This is a genomic window from Azonexus sp. (assembly GCF_041909095.1).
Classification (GTDB): Bacteria; Pseudomonadota; Gammaproteobacteria; order Burkholderiales; family Rhodocyclaceae; genus Azonexus.
Genome location: NZ_JAYREB010000011.1, coordinates 77881 through 92538, shown reverse-complemented (window position 1 = coordinate 92538; position 14658 = coordinate 77881). Strand labels below are relative to the sequence as shown.

The 14658-nt window shown below is 67.7% G+C and carries 10 protein-coding genes; 4 read left to right on the top strand and 6 right to left on the bottom strand.

The window, feature by feature from the left end:
* The first annotated feature begins 44 nt into the window (after window positions 1–44).
* Genes ACE3OV_RS16620 through ACE3OV_RS16610 form a run of 3 tightly spaced genes read left to right on the top strand, consistent with a single transcriptional unit; the run spans window position 45 to window position 4736 of the window.
* Window positions 45–2567 carry a circularly permuted type 2 ATP-grasp protein gene (locus ACE3OV_RS16620; RefSeq protein ID WP_374328606.1) on the top strand — a complete coding sequence of 841 codons (2523 nt, stop codon included), beginning with the start codon at window positions 45–47 and terminating at the stop codon, window positions 2565–2567.
* A gap of 1 nt (window position 2568) precedes the next feature.
* Entirely contained in the window at window positions 2569–3531 is a 963-nt protein-coding gene (locus tag ACE3OV_RS16615) for a transglutaminase domain-containing protein (protein WP_374328605.1), read from the top strand.
* Window positions 3531–4736 (top strand): TIGR03862 family flavoprotein, encoded by a 1206-nt coding sequence (locus ACE3OV_RS16610; protein ID WP_374328604.1) that lies wholly within the window; start codon window positions 3531–3533, stop codon window positions 4734–4736. Before ACE3OV_RS16615 ends, ACE3OV_RS16610 begins: the two co-directional genes overlap by 1 nt.
* A gap of 1 nt (window position 4737) precedes the next feature.
* Here ACE3OV_RS16610 and ACE3OV_RS16605 read toward each other — a convergent pair whose 3' ends face one another.
* The 6 genes from ACE3OV_RS16605 to ACE3OV_RS16580 are packed head-to-tail and all read right to left on the bottom strand — an operon-like array spanning window position 4738 to window position 14039.
* Window positions 4738–8100, bottom strand: a complete 3363-nt coding sequence (locus ACE3OV_RS16605; protein WP_374328603.1) for a CBS domain-containing protein — start codon at window positions 8098–8100, stop codon at window positions 4738–4740.
* Window positions 8097–10457 carry a response regulator gene (locus ACE3OV_RS16600; RefSeq protein WP_374328602.1) on the bottom strand — a complete coding sequence of 787 codons (2361 nt, stop codon included), beginning with the start codon at window positions 10455–10457 and terminating at the stop codon, window positions 8097–8099. Before ACE3OV_RS16600 ends, ACE3OV_RS16605 begins: the two co-directional genes overlap by 4 nt.
* 5 nt (window positions 10458–10462) lie before the next feature.
* Entirely contained in the window at window positions 10463–11551 is a 1089-nt protein-coding gene (locus ACE3OV_RS16595; RefSeq protein WP_374328631.1) for an HD-GYP domain-containing protein, read from the bottom strand.
* 54 nt (window positions 11552–11605) lie between these two features.
* A complete protein-coding gene (gene rsgA / locus ACE3OV_RS16590) occupies window positions 11606–12481 on the bottom strand; it encodes a ribosome small subunit-dependent GTPase A (RefSeq protein WP_374328600.1) in 876 nt (291 codons plus the stop codon).
* A complete protein-coding gene (locus tag ACE3OV_RS16585) occupies window positions 12481–12792 on the bottom strand; it encodes a cytochrome c (protein WP_374328599.1) in 312 nt (103 codons plus the stop codon). The genes rsgA and ACE3OV_RS16585 overlap by 1 nt, the downstream gene beginning before the upstream one ends.
* Window positions 12789–14039, bottom strand: a complete 1251-nt coding sequence (locus ACE3OV_RS16580; protein WP_374328598.1) for a M48 family metallopeptidase — start codon at window positions 14037–14039, stop codon at window positions 12789–12791. Before ACE3OV_RS16580 ends, ACE3OV_RS16585 begins: the two co-directional genes overlap by 4 nt.
* A 56-nt stretch (window positions 14040–14095) precedes the next feature.
* On the opposite strand from ACE3OV_RS16580, the gene orn reads away from it, so the two are divergent.
* Window positions 14096–14650, top strand: coding sequence for an oligoribonuclease (gene orn, locus ACE3OV_RS16575; protein ID WP_374328597.1), 555 nt, complete (start codon window positions 14096–14098; stop codon window positions 14648–14650).
* The last annotated feature ends 8 nt before the right edge of the window (window positions 14651–14658 follow it).

The following is a 14658-nucleotide window of genomic DNA, read 5'->3' as shown; positions in this document are numbered from 1 at the left end:
CAACCGCGTGACAGGCCGGGATCCGGCCTGTTTCTTTTGCAGCCATGGCCCGTACACTTCTCGCCATCTATCCGCACAGTGGTCGCCGCTACGACGAAATGTTGAAGGCGGACGGCAACGTGCGTCCGCATTGGCAGCGCTTCTTCGATCACCTCGACGCGGTGTCGCCCGAGGACATGCACCAGCGGCTCGATTTCGCCGACCGGCGAATCCTGGAAAACGGCGTCACCTACAACGTCTACGCCGACCCCAGCGGTGCCGACCGGCCGTGGGTGCTCGACCCGGTGCCGCTGATCATCCCGCCCGACGAATGGGCCGAAGTCTCGTCCGCCGTCGCGCAGCGGGCGAAGCTGCTCAACGCCATCCTGGCCGACCTCTACGGTCCACAGACGCTGCTCGCCAAGGGCCTGCTGCCGCCGGCGCTGGTCTACGGGCAGCACGGTTACCTGTGGCCCTGCCAGGGCGTCAAGCCGCCGGGCGGGGTCTGGCTGCATCACTACGCGGTCGATCTGGCGCGCTCGCCGAACGGCCGCTGGTGGGTGATCGCCGACCGCACGCAGGCGCCGTCCGGCGCCGGCTACGCGCTGGAAAACCGGCTGGTCGTCTCGCGCGTCTTCCCGGAAATGTTCCGCGACCTGCACGTCCAGCATCTGGCCGATTTCTTCCGCGACCAGCAGAGCGGGCTGACCGCGCTGGCGCCGCTCGATCCGGGCGAGCAGCCGCACATCGTGCTGCTGACGCCGGGGCCGTACAACGAAACCTACTTCGAGCACGCCTACCTGGCGCGCTACCTCGGCTTCCCGCTGGTCGAGGGGCAGGACCTGACGGTGCGCGGCGACACCGTGTACCTGAAGACGCTGCGCGGCCTCAAGCGCGTGCATGTGATCCTGCGCCGGCAGGACGACGATTACTGCGATCCGCTCGAACTGCGCGGCGATTCGGCGCTCGGCATTCCCGGGCTGCTCAACGTCGCCCGCGCCGGCCGCGTCGCCATCGCCAACGCGCTCGGTAGCGGCCTGCTCGCCTCCGGCGCGCTGATGGGCTTCCTGCCGGCGCTCTGTCGTGAACTGCTCGGCGAGAAACTGGCCATGCCGTCGGTGGCGACCTGGTGGTGCGGCGAGAAGCCGGCGCTCGAGTTCGTCAAGGAAAACTTCGACGACCTGGTGATCAAGCCGGCCTACCCGACCCAGCGCATGGAGCCGGTCTTCGGCCACGAGCTGGAAGGCGCCGAGCGCGAGGAAATGCTGCGCCGCATCGAGGCCCGGCCGCATGCCTACGTCGCCCAGGAAATGGTTAACCTGGCGCAGGCGCCGACCTGGAGCCGTGCTCACGAGCGCCGCCTGATCGCCCGCCCGGTCGGCCTGCGCGCTTACGCCGCGGTCAACGCCGCCGGCGAGTATTCGGTGATGCCGGGCGGCCTGACCCGCGTCGCGCAGGGCGCCGGCGCGCGCATCATCTCGATGCAGCGCGGCGGCGCCTCGAAGGATACCTGGGTGCTGACCGACGGTCCGGTCAGCGACTTCACCTTGTTGAAAACCTCGTTCGGCGTGCGCGACCTGGTGCGTTCCGGCGCCAACCTGTCATCGCGCGTCGTCGAGAACCTGTTCTGGCTCGGCCGCTATTCCGAGCGCTTCGACGACAGCGCCCGCCTGCTGCGCGTCGCCCTGGCCCGGGTGGTCGATGCCGGCGGCGGCAAGACGCCGGCGGTGGCGGCGCTCCTCGAACTGGCCGAACGCCTCGGCGTCCTGCCGGAACCGGAGGAGGACGTCGACAGCGGCGACGGCAGCGAGCATGTGCTGCTCGAAGCGATCTACGATCCCAACCAGCCGGGCAGCCTGGCCGGCGGCATCCGCAGCCTGATGTGGTCGGCGACGCACGTCCGCGAGCGCCTCTCGCTCGATCACTGGCATTCGCTGAACAGCCTGCAGCGCGAGCAGCAGGCAGCGCAGAAGAAACACCCGACGCTGACCGAGGCGATCGCCTTCCTCGACCGCGTGCTGCTGGTTTCCGCGTCGCTCAACGGTTTCGCGATGGACAACATGACACGCGACGACGGCTGGCGCTTCCTCATCGTCGGCCGCCGCCTCGAGCGTCTCGCCTTCCTCTCCCTGGCCATCGCCCACTTCCTGCGCATGCCGTCCAGCCGGGCGCCCGGCTGTCTCGACTGGCTGCTCGAACTGGCCGACTCGATCATCACCTACCGCTCGCGCTACTCGCGCCAGGCCGAACTGCTGCCGGTGATCGACCTGCTGGTGTTCGACGAGAGCAACCCGCACGGCGTCCTCTTCCAGGTCGAGGCGCTCGGCCGCTACGTCGAGCGGATGGCCGAGGAAATCGGCCACGAGCCGATCGAACGCCTGCAGCGCGCCGCCCGCCGCCTCCAGCGTTTCCCGCTCGAAGCGCTGGAGCGCCTGCAGTTCAGCCAGTGCAGCTGCAGCGCGCCGTGCGAGGATCTGGCACAGTTGCTCGACGAACTGGTCGCCGCCTCAGCAGCGCTGTCGGATGCGCTGGCCATGCGTTACTTCACCCACGTCGGCGACATCAGCCGACAGACCATGGCGCTGTAACATGACCGCCGTCCGCTACCACGTCCTGCACGAGACCCGCTACGACTACGGCAGCGCCGTTTCGCTGTCGCAGCAGCAACTGCATCTGGCGCCGCGCTTCCTGCCCTGGCAGGAAGTGTTCGAGCAGCGTATCGACATCGAGCCGGCGCCGACCTGGCGCAGCGACGGCGAGGACGCCTTCGGCAACCCGGTGACCTGGATTTCCTTCCACGCGCCGCACGACAGCCTGCGCATCCGCTCGGCGATGAACGTCGCCGTCCGCCCGCATCCGGTAGACGCCAAGACCCTGGCCGCCTCGCTGCCCTGGGAAACGGTGCGCGAGTGCCTGGCCTACGACGCCCACCCGCCGCAGCCGGAAGACCTCGACGCCGTCCGCTTCCTGTTCGAAAGCCCGCACGTCCGGGTCAAGCACGAACTCGCCGATTACGCCGCCGATTGCTTCACTCCCGGCACGCCGGTGCTGGTCGGCGCGCAGCGGCTGATGGCGAAGATCTTCGACGAGTTCGAATTCGATCCCGAAGCGACCACGGTGTCCACGCCGGTGCTCGAGGTGCTGGAAAACAAGCGCGGCGTCTGCCAGGATTTCGCCCACCTGATGATCGCCTGCCTGCGCGCGCTCGGCCTCGCCGCGCGCTACGTCAGCGGCTACCTGCTGACCCGGCCGCCGCCGGGCAAGCCCCGGCTGATTGGCGCCGATGCCTCGCACGCCTGGGTTTCGGTGTATGCGCCGGGGACCGCCGACAACTGGGTCGATTTCGACCCGACCAATAACCTGCTGCCCGACACCGAGCACATCACGCTGGCGATCGGCCGCGATTTCTCGGACATCTCGCCCTTGCGCGGCATCATCCTCGGCGGCGGCGGCGCCGAACCGGAAGTCGCGGTCACCGTCGTCCCGCTCGACGAGGAGGAAATCCCCGAGGGGCTCCTCGACGATCCGCCGGTCGTCGCCGATCAGCCCTGATGCGGCGCGTCGCCATCGTCGGCGGCGGGCCGGCCGGCCTGATGGCCGCCGAGCGCCTGGCCGGCCAGCCGGGACTGCAGGTCGACCTCTACGACGCGATGCCGTCGCCCGGCCGCAAGTTCCTGATCGCCGGCGTCGGCGGCATGAACATCACCCACGCCGAAGCGTTGCCCGCCTTCATCGCCCGCTACGGCGCGCGCGCCGCGCAGATCGCGCCGCTGCTCGACGTTTTCGGCCCGGCGGCGCTGCGCGAATGGATACACGGCCTCGGGATCGAAACCTTCGTCGGCAGTTCGGGGCGCGTTTTCCCCAAGGAAATGAAGGCGGCGCCGCTCCTGCGCGCCTGGCTGCACCGCCTGCGCGGGCAGGGGCTGCGCTTGCACGTGCGGCACCGCTGGCTGGGCTGGAACGCTGCCGGCGAACTGCGCTTGGCGACGCCGGAGGGCGAGATTGCGCTGGCCGCCGACGCCACGCTGCTGGCGCTGGGCGGCGGTAGCTGGGCCAAGCTCGGCTCGGACGGCGCCTGGGTGCCGCTGCTGAGCGCTGCCGGCATCCCGGTGGCGCCGTTGCAGCCGGCCAACTGCGGTTTCGACGTGGACTGGAGCACGCATTTCCGCGAGCGTTTCGCCGGCGCCCCGCTCAAGTCGGTCGTTGCCAGTTGCGGCGCCTTGCGCCAGGCGGGCGAGTTCAACATCACCGCCGGCGGCATCGAAGGCGGCCTGGTCTATGCGCTGGCGGCGCCGCTACGCGACACGCTGTTGGCTGGCGGCCCGGCGCAACTGCTGCTCGACCTGGCGCCCGGGCGCAGCGTCGAGCGCCTGCGCGCCGATCTGGCCCAGCCGCGCGGCCGCGATTCGCTGGCCAACCACCTGCGCCGCCGCGCCGGCATCGAAGGTGTCAAGGCGGCCCTGCTGCGCGAACTCTGTCCGCCGCCGACGCTCGCCGACAGCGCCGCGCTGGCCGCGGCGATCAAGGCGCTGGCCGTGCCGGTGACGGCGCCGCGGCCGCTCGACGAGGCGATCAGCAGCGCTGGCGGGGTGCGTTTCGAGGCGCTCGACACGGCGCTGATGGTGCGCGCGCGGCCCGGCCTCTTCGTCGCTGGCGAAATGCTCGACTGGGAAGCGCCAACCGGCGGCTACCTGCTCACCGCCTGCCTGGCCAGCGGCCATGTCGCCGGCGACGGCGTGCGCGCCTGGCTGGGTTGACTCAGCCGAGCTTCTGCAACGCCTGTTCGAGTAGTTCGGCGGCGGCCGGAAAGTCGTATTCGGCGATCTTGCGCTCGAAGGCCGGGTGCATGCCGCCGAGCGCCTGGCGCAGCACCTCGGCGTCGCGCTGCAGGCGTGACTGGACGGCGAAGTCGCCGTCGATGAGCTGGCGCACCAGGCCGTCGAGGCGGCTGCGGATCTGCGCGCTGCTCAAGGTTTCGCCTGCGACCTCAGCCGGTGCGCTGCTAGCGGGGAGACGGGCGAGCGCATCGTGCAGTTCGCGGTAGGCGTTGTCGAGGGCGTCGACCAGGTCGAGAACATCACTGACCGGGCGCTGCTGGCGGATGGCGTGGTCGACGGCGGCGGCGGCTTCGAACACCCGGGTGGCGCCGAGCGTGCCGGCGGCACCCTTGATCGAATGGGCGAGCCGTCGGCCTTCTTCTTCCTCGCCACAGAGCAACAACTCGCGAATCTTTGCAAAATCGTCGAGGTGGCTGCCGGCAAAGCTGTTGAGCAGGCGCTCGTAGATCGCCTGTTTGCCCCGTACCGCATGCAGGCCCAGGCGGGTGTCCAGCCCGGGAATCTGCTCGAGCTGCTGGCCGCCGTCACCCGGGGGTGGGCTGGCGGCGGGCGCTGCCCTGCTGAGCTCGGGCGACGGGCCATCGACCGCCTGCAGCGGCAGGGTGAACCAGAATTCGCTGCCGAGGCCGGGGGCGCTGGTGACGCCGATTTCGCCGCCAAGCAGTTCGACCAGGCGGCGGCTGATCACCAGGCCAAGGCCGACCCCGCCGTGGCGGCGGGTGGTCGAGTCGTCGCCCTGTTCGAAGGGGTGGAAGAGGCGGGCGCTGACCTCGTCGGCGATGCCGATGCCGGTGTCGCTGACCGAAAAGCGCAGCAGCAGGTGGTTGCCGTCGCGGTCCGGGTTGCTGACGGCAACGGTGATGCGGCCGGCGTCGGTAAACTTGACGGCGTTGGACAGCAACTGCTGCAGGATCTGCCGGATGTGCGGTGCGTCGCCGCGCAGTTTCTCCGGGATGCCGGCAGCAATCTGGCGCTCGAGGAGGATGTTCTTGGCTGCCGCTTTGTCGGCGAACTGCTGGCTGAGCTCGGCGATCAGTTCGGGCAGCGGGAACTCGCTGTCGGCCGGGGTCAGGTTGCCGGCTTCCAGCCGCGACAGGTCGAGGATGTCGTTGAACAGCTGCATCAACTGGTTGGCGGCGTCGGCGATGCGGTCCAGGCGTTCGCCGGCAAGGCTGTCGCCGAAGTCGCGCTGGAGCAGGTGGGTTAGACCGAGGATGGCGTTCATCGGGGTGCGGATTTCGTGCCCCATGTTGGCCAGGAAACGGCTCTTCGAGCGGCTGGCCGCCTCGGCGTCTTCCTTGGCCTGCACCAGCTGGTGCGTGCGCTGGGCGACCAGCGCTTCGAGCTGTTCGCGGTAGCGGGAGAGTTCGGCCAGGTTGCGCTTGCGCTCGGTGATGTCCTCGATGATCGCCAGGTAATGGGTGACTTCGCCATCCGCTTGGCGGACCGGCGTGATGATGGCGCGGATGTCGTAGAAGTAGCCGTCGCGGCGCCGGCTCAACAGTTCGCCGCGCCAGATTTCACCGCGCCGGATGCAGGCGTCGATCTCGGCGAAGACGTTCTGGGCGGTCAGGTTTTCCGCCAGGATGGCCGGCGGCTTGCCGATCACTTCGGCGGCCGGGTAGCCGGTGGTGGTGACGAAGGCCTGGTTGACGTATTCGATGCCGCGCTCGCGGTTGGTGATGATGACGCCGTGCGGACTCTGCTCGATGGCCAGCGACAGCTGGCGCAGGCTGGCCTCACTGCTGGCAAGTTGCTGCCGGGCCCGGATCTTGCCGATGCCGAGGCCGAGTTCGACGCCGATGTCGTCGCGCAGCTGCCTTTCCTCGTCGTCGTCGGCCTGCGTTGCCGGTAGCAGACGGAGCCAACCGCAGCGGACGCCGTCGTGTTCGATGGCGAGGGCAATGCTGCCGGCGTCGTTAGCCGACGGTGCGGCGTCGGCCGCGCAGAACGTGGCGCTGTGGTAGCCGCCGTCAGTCTCGATCAGGTTGCAGGCTCGGCTGATCAGTTCGCTTTCGTCGTTGCAACGCACGGCACAGCGGGCGATGCCGGCGAGCAGGCGCAGCGCCCGGTTCTGGCGCGCGATGCGCTCGTGGCTGGCGTGCCGGCTGCTGATGTCGGCCAGGATGCCGCTACAGGCGACGGGTTGTCCGTCGCGGTCCTGTTCGCTGCTGCAGCCGCGGTCCTCGACCCAGAGCCAGCGTCCGTCGGCGTGGCGGACGCGGTATTCGGCCAGTAACTGGCCGCCGTCGAGCAGTTTGCCGAAGGCGGCATCGTAGGCGGCCAGGTCGTCGGCATGGATGCGCGCGCGCCAGTCGGCGAGACTGGTGTGACTGTTCGCGCTATCGCCGAGCATGGTGCGCAGGCCTTCGCTGTGCTGGCGTTGCCCGTCGTTGCTGCGGTATTCCCAGAGTCCAGCACCGGCCGCGGAGAGGGCGAGGTCGAGCTGGGCCAGCAGGCGCAGGCGGTCGCGCTCCTCGCGCAGGCGGTTGAGGGCGGTTTCCATGTCGTGCAGCGCCAGTTGTTCGAACAGGCGTTGCTGGCTGATGAGGCCGACGCTGCGCCCATCGGCGGCGCGCACCAGCATGTGGCGGACGCCGTGGCCGGCCATCGCCGACAGCGCTTCGCCAACCGGACGGTCGATGGCGATGTCGCGCAGCGGGCTGCTCATCGCTTCGCCGAGCGTGATGCCGGCGGCGTCGTGATGCTGCCCGAGCAGGCGCGGGATGTCGCGTTCGGTGACGATGCCGAGCGGCGTGCCGAGATCGCCGACCAGCACGTAGTCGCTGGCCAGTTGCAGCATCTGCGCCAGCGCCTCGGCAAGTCTGGCGGTTGGTGGCAGGCGCGGCATTTCATGGTCCATCACGCCTTCCAGCGTGCGCAGGTGGCTGAAGGCGAGCGCGCCGAGATGACGGCGGAAATCGGTTTCGCTGACGATGCCGGCGGTGCGGCCGTCCTCGGCAAGGACCACGAGATGGCGGATGTGATGCGCTTCGAGCAGCTTGCGCGCGGCCAGCAGGTCGAGACCGGGCGGCGCCGTGATCAGGGGCTGCGACATCAGTTGGCTGATCGGCGTCGTGCCCGGCAGTTGCCAGTGCATGGCGCGCAGCAGGTTGCTTTCGGTGACGATGCCGACGGTGGCCTCCGGGGGGCCGACCAGCAGGCTGGAAATGCCGGCCTCGCTCATCGTCCGGGCGACGGCCTGGAGCGGCTCGTTCGGCGCGACGTAATGCACCTCGCGGGTCATGATGTCAGCAAGGCTGATCGGGAAATTCGCGTTCATTGCGGGTCCGGGTAATTCTCGAGGTAGCGGGTGATGCCGTCGCTGGTCTCGTGCAGTGCGCCGATCAGCGCGGCAAAGGCGGCATCTTCCTCGGTCGCCGGGCGTTCCGCCTTGAGCAGCAGATCGTTGAGGGCGACCGCCGCCAGGTGGATGTCGCGCAGCCCGAGCGTGCCGGCGACGCCCTTGAGATTGTGGGCGAGATGGCGGGCATCGTCGAGCCGGCCTTCGCGGCGCGCTGCTTCGAGGATGGCGGGGTCGTCGCCGTGTCCCTTGAGGAAAGTGCTGAGCAGGCGCCGGAAGCTGGCGATGTTGTTGCGCACCGAGAGCATTGCCCGTTCGATGTCGAGCCAGGGCTGGATCGCCAGTTCGGCGCGCGCGTCGCGCACCGGCGGCGCAGGCGGCGTTTCCTTGCTGGCAGCGTGTTTGGCGCCGGGCAGCCATTTGACGAGCGCCGCGTAGAGATTCTCCGGATTGACCGGCTTGGCGATGTGGTCGTTCATGCCGGCTTCGAGGCAACGCCGCCGGTCTTCGCCGAAGGCGTTGGCGGTCATCGCCAGGATCGGCGCGCTGCAGCCCTCGTCGCGCAGCTTGCGGGTGGCGGTCAGACCGTCCATCACCGGCATCTGCATGTCCATCAGGATCAGGTCGTAGTGCGTGTTGAGCACGCAGTCGATGGCCTCCGCGCCGTTGGCGGCGACATCGATGACGACGCCGACGGCTTCGAGCAGGTCGCGGGCGACTTCCTGGTTGATCGGGTTGTCCTCGACGAGCAGGATGTGCGGCGCTTCCGGCAGGGCACGCAGACTGCTTTCGGCGTCGCTGGCGTCAAGTATCAGTCCGTTTGGCAGAGGATCGCTGCCGGTCTGCAGGCGGGCAGTGAACCAGAAGGTGCTGCCGACGCCCGGGGTGCTGTCTACACCGGTGTCGCCGCCCATCAGATGGGCCAGGTGGCGGGCGATGGCGAGCCCCAGACCGGTGCCGCCGAAGCGCCGGGTGGTCGAACTGTCGGCCTGTTCGAAGGCCTGAAAGAGGCGCGCCTGCTGCGCCGGGGCGATGCCGATGCCGGTGTCGTGGACGGCAAAACGGACCAGCAGGCCGCGGGCGTCGCTGTCGAGCAGTTCGACCTGGATCGAGATGCTGCCGTGTTCGGTGAATTTGACGGCATTGGTCAGGAAATTGAGCAGGATCTGCCCCAGGCGCAGCGGGTCGCCGTGCAGGACTTCCGGTAGCCGGGGGTCGATCGCGGTCTTGAAGTCGAGACCGCGCGAGCGCACCCGGTCGACAATCAGCATCGACGAATTCTCGATCATCTGCTGCAGGCGGAAGTCGCTCGCCGTCAGTACCAGCTTGCCGGCTTCGATCTTCGAGATGTCGAGAATCTGGTTGATGATCGCCAGCAGGTGATGGGCGGCGTCCTGCACCTTGCCGAGCCGGTCGATCGTTGCGCTGTCCCTGGTCTGGCGCAGGGTCAGGTGGGTAAGGCCGATGATGGCGTTCATCGGCGTCCGGATCTCGTGGCTCATGTTGGCGAGGAAGGCGCTCTTCGCCTGGTTGGCCGCTTCGGCGGCGTCGCGGGCATTGGCCAGTTCGCTGGTGCGCTCGGCGACGATGTCTTCCAGATGGAGGCGGTAGCGTTCCAGCTCTTCGTTGGCCTGGCGCTGTTTTTCCTCACGCTCGCGCAAGCTGCGTTCGGTGGCGACGCGCTGCGAGATGTCGGTGACGAAGACGACGAGGTAGGGGGTGTTCTCGACGTGAATGACTTCGGCGGACAGGCTGATCTCGCGCTGCCGACCGTCGCTGCCGACGCCGATGCACTCGTGGTCGTTGACCCGGCCGTCGCGGGCGATGACTTCGAGCATTTTCCGGCGGTCTTCCGGAGATCCCCAGAGACCGGCCTCGACCGTCGTCTTGCCGAGCAGTTTCTCGCGCTTCCAGCCGTAGTCCGCGAGCAGGCGTTCATTGACGTCGACCAGCTTGCCATCCTGCAGGCGGGTGATGCAGGCAGCGACCGGCGCGGCCTGGAAGGCGATGGCGTAGCGGGTGAGGACGGCGCCTTCTTCCTTCAGCGTCAGCAGGACCGCATGTTCGGCGGCATTGGCCTGGCGCAGTTGTTCATGGACCTCAGCGATCTGCCGGAAGCGGCGCAGCAGGACGATGTAGAGCAGAAAGCCAGTGATGCCGACAAAGAACCAGCCTTTGAACAGGTTGGCCCGATGGCGCAGGGCTTCGTCGGCGATCAGGGTGTGTACCGCCTGGTCGCTGAACAGGATCCAGAGCGCCGCGAAGGCCAGGTAGAGCAGGGCGATCCGCAGCGGGGTCCCGGTGTAGCCGATGTTCTGCGAGGGCGCCTCGGGCATGATGCTTACTCGGCGTAGGCGGCGGCGATGCGTTTGAAGGTTTCGAATTCGCGGACGAAGGCGGCGACGAGGTCGGGGTCGAAATGCTTGCCGCTGCCATCGACGATGATGCGGTAGGCTTCTTCCATCGGCATTGCCGGCTTGTAGACGCGGGCGCAGATCAGCGCGTCGAAAACGTCGGCGAGCGCCATCAGGCGGGCCGAGATCGGGATCTGCTCGCCGGCGAGACCGGCCGGGTAGCCGCTACCGTCCCATTTTTCGTGGTGGCTGCGGGCGATTTCCTGGGCGATGCGCAGGAACTCGACTGGCCGCGTCGAATCGGCTTCGGCCTGGGCGATCGCCTGGGCGCCGATTTCGGCGTGGGTTTTCATGATTTCCCATTCTTCCGGCGTCAGCTTGCCGGGCTTGAGCAGGATGTGGTCGGGAATGCCGACCTTGCCGATGTCGTGCAGCGGTGCCGACTGGGCCAGCGCGTCGATGGTGCGCTCGTCGAGATAGTCGCTGAAGCGCGGGTGCTGCTTCAGGCTGCGCGCCAGCGTGCGCACGTATTCCTGGGTGCGGCGCAGGTGGTTGCCGGTTTCCGGGTCGCGCGTTTCGGCCAGGTGGGCGAGCGCGTGGATGCTGACTTCCTGGATAAGCTGGTTTTCCGCCATCCGCCGCGCCACTTCCTGTTCGAGGTAGGCGTTGTGGTCGCTGAGGATGTCGCGCGCCTTCTTCAGTTCGAGCTGGGTACGGACGCGGGCGAGGACGATCGCCGGGCGGATCGGCTTGGTGATGTAGTCGACGGCGCCGCAGTCAAGACCGCGTTCCTCGTCGTCGGTGCTGTCCATGGCGGTGACGAAAACCACCGGCACGTCGCGGGTGGCGGCTTCGGCACGCAGTTCGGCGAGGACGTCGTAGCCGTCCATGCCGGGCATCATGACGTCGAGCAGGATGAGGTCGGGCGGCGGCGTGGTGCGCGCGATCTGCAACGCGCGCTGCCCGGAATTGGCGGCCAGCACCCGGTAGAAGGGTTGCAGCAGCTCGCCGAGAACACTCAGGTTCTCGGGAACATCATCGACGATCAGGATCGTTGGTTGGGGCTGAATCGCGATACTCCACACGGTGTGTAACGTATTGCGGATTATGGAGCGTCGGCGCGATTCTGGCTACGCCAAATTGGCCTCCGCGGCCAGCCCGACCAGCCGGCGGTAGCTGGCAAAGCGGCTTTTTTCGATTGTTCCGGCGGCAACCGCCGGACGCAGCGCGCAGTCCGGCTCGCGGTCGTGGCGACAATCGCGGAAACGGCACTGGCCGAGGTAGGGACGGAATTCGCGGAAGGCGTATTCGATCTCGCCGCGTTCGAGGTGGCCGAGGCCGAATTCCTGCAGGCCGGGCGAGTCGATCAGGTGGCTGGCGGCGTCGAGATGGTAGAGCGTGGCGTGCGTCGTCGTGTGCTTGCCGGAGTCGAGCGCCTGCGAGATTTCGCGGGTGGCGGCGCCGGCTTCCGGCAGTAGCGCATTGACCAGCGTCGATTTGCCCATCCCTGACTGGCCAACCAGCACGCTGGTCCGCCCCTGCAGCTGCGGGCGCAGGTCTTCGGCGTGGTCGCGGGCGCAGAGTTCGAGAACGCGGTAGCCGAGTCCGGCGAAAACGTCGGTCTGGCGGCGGGCGGCGGGCAGGCGCTCGGCCAGGTCGCACTTGTTGAGGACGATCAGCACCTCGATTTCCTGGCTGTCGGCGGCGATCAGCGCGCGCGTCACCAGGTCGTCGGAAAATGCCGGTTCGCAGGCGACGACGACGACCAGCTGGTCGACGTTGGCGGCGATCAGTTTCTGGCGGATCTCGTTCGAGCGGTAGAGCAGGTGGCGGCGCGGCAGGATCGCGTCGATGACGCCCTGGTCGGGCGAACTCTGGGTGATCTCGACCTCGTCGCCGCATGCCACCTCGCTTTTCTTGCCGCGCGGAAAGCACGGCAGGCGTTGGCCGTCCGCGGTCTCGACGATGTATTGCCGACCATGGGCGGCGACGACGCGGCCGTGCATCAGTCTTTGAAGTGGTAGTAGGTCTGGTTCAGGTAGGCGGCGACTTCGGCCTCCTCATCCGGGAACCAGCCGGTATTCATCTGGGCGTTGCAGGCGGCGGTGCGCTGCAACAGTTCGAGCTGGTTGGCCAGCATGCGGCCGTCGCGGGTGTAGATCTTGCTGCCGTCGCCACCGTACATGCGGGCGTGGCAGGCCACGCACTTGTCGTCGTGCCTGGCCTTGCCGGCCTGCGGGTCGGCGTTGCCCCAGGGCGCTTCGGCCAGCGCGGGCAGCGAGATCAGGGAGGCGGCAAGCAGGGTCGTCGTTTTCATGCGAGTTGCTCCTTGAGTTTGAGCTGCGCGATGCGTTGCGCGGCCGGTGGGTGGGAATCGTGGAACAGCGAGTGCAGCGGGTCCGGGGTCAGCGTCGACGCGTTGTCCTCGTAGAGCTTGACCAGCGCCCGCACCAGTTCGCCGGCGTCGGCGTGCGCTGCGGCGTAGGCGTCGGCTTCGAACTCGTGACGGCGCGACCAGCGGCTGGAGAGCGGCGCCAGCGGAAAGAGGAAGACCGGCACGACCAGAAAGAAGAGGATCAGCGCCAGCGCCGTGCCCTGCGCCGGCACGCCGAGACCGGCATAGAACCAGGGGGCGTCGAGCAACTGGCCGAGCAGCCAGAGGAAGGCGAGCGAGCCGGCGAACATCAGCGCGATGCGCTGGACGATGTGCTTCTTGCGGAAGTGGCCGAGTTCGTGCGCCAGCACCGCTTCGATCTCGCCCGGCGTCAGGCGGGCGAGCAGGGTGTCGAAGAAGACGATGCGCTTGTTGTCGCCGAAACCGGTGAAGTAGGCGTTGCCGTGCGCCGAGCGCTTCGAGCCGTCCATCACGAAGAGGCCGTTGCTGCGGAAACCGCAACGGTCGAGCAGGGCCTCGATGCGGGTTTTCGCTTCGCCCTCGGGTAGCGGCGTGAACTTGTTGAACAGCGGCGCGATCCAGGTCGGGTAGATGAACAGCATCAGGAGGTTGAAGGCGCTCCAGAACAGCCACACCCACAGCCACCAGTGCTCGCCCATGGCGTCCATCAGCCACAGCACGACGGCGAGCACCGGGGCGCCGATGGCGAGGCCGAGCAGCGTCTGCTTGACGAGATCGGAGACGAACAGTGCCGGCGTCATCCGGTTGAAGCCGTGGCGGGCCTCGACGACGAACTGGCTGTAGAGCGACAGTGGCAGGTCGATCAGGCCGGAGATGAAGACCACGCTGAAGATCATCGCCAGACCGTAGGCGAGGCCGCCGAATTGCGCCGACCAGAGCCCGTGCAGCGCGGCGAGCCCACCGCCGAGCGTGAAGGCGAGCAGCAGCATGGCTTCGCTCAGGGTGCCGAGGATCGCCGTACGGCTGCGGTCGATCGTGTAGGCGGCCGCCTTCTGGTGCGAGGCGAGGCTGATGCGCTCGGCGAACTCTGCCGGTACCGCGTTCCGGTGCGCGGCGACGTGGCGGATCTGGCGCAGTTTGAGCCAGAGGCGGGCCGCCAGCGTCAGCGTGAAAGCGGCAAGGAAAAGCAGGGTGAAGTTCTCGGTCACGGGCGATGTCGGGGAAGCTGTGAGAAAATGGCGTTTTTCAAGTTTCGGGCAATTATATGGCAGGCAATGCAAACAACCTCGTCTGGCTGGACATGGAGATGACCGGTCTCAATCCGGACGGCGATCGCATCATCGAGATGGCGATGGTGGTGACCAATTCCGAACTCGAGATGGTCGCCGAGTCCCCGTCATGGGCGGTGCATCAGTCCGACGAAGTGCTCGCCGGCATGGACGATTGGAACCAGAAAACGCACGGACGTTCCGGCCTGATCGAGCGCGTTCGCACCTCGACGCTGGTCGAGGCCGAGGTCGAGGCGGCGGCCCTGGAGTTCCTGCGCAAGTATTCGGGCAAGGGGCATTCGCCGATGTGCGGCAACTCGATCGGCCAGGACCGCCGTTTCATGGCCCGCTACATGCCGACGCTGGAAGCTTTCTTCCACTACCGCAACCTCGACGTCAGCACCCTCAAGGAATTGTGCAAGCGCTGGCAGCCGGAGGTGTACCGCGGTTTCAAGAAGAAGAGCAAGCACACCGCGCTGGCCGATATCTATGAATCGATCGACGAACTCAAGTACTACCGGGAACATTTCCTGATCAAGTCCGGTAGCTGAGTTTCTCT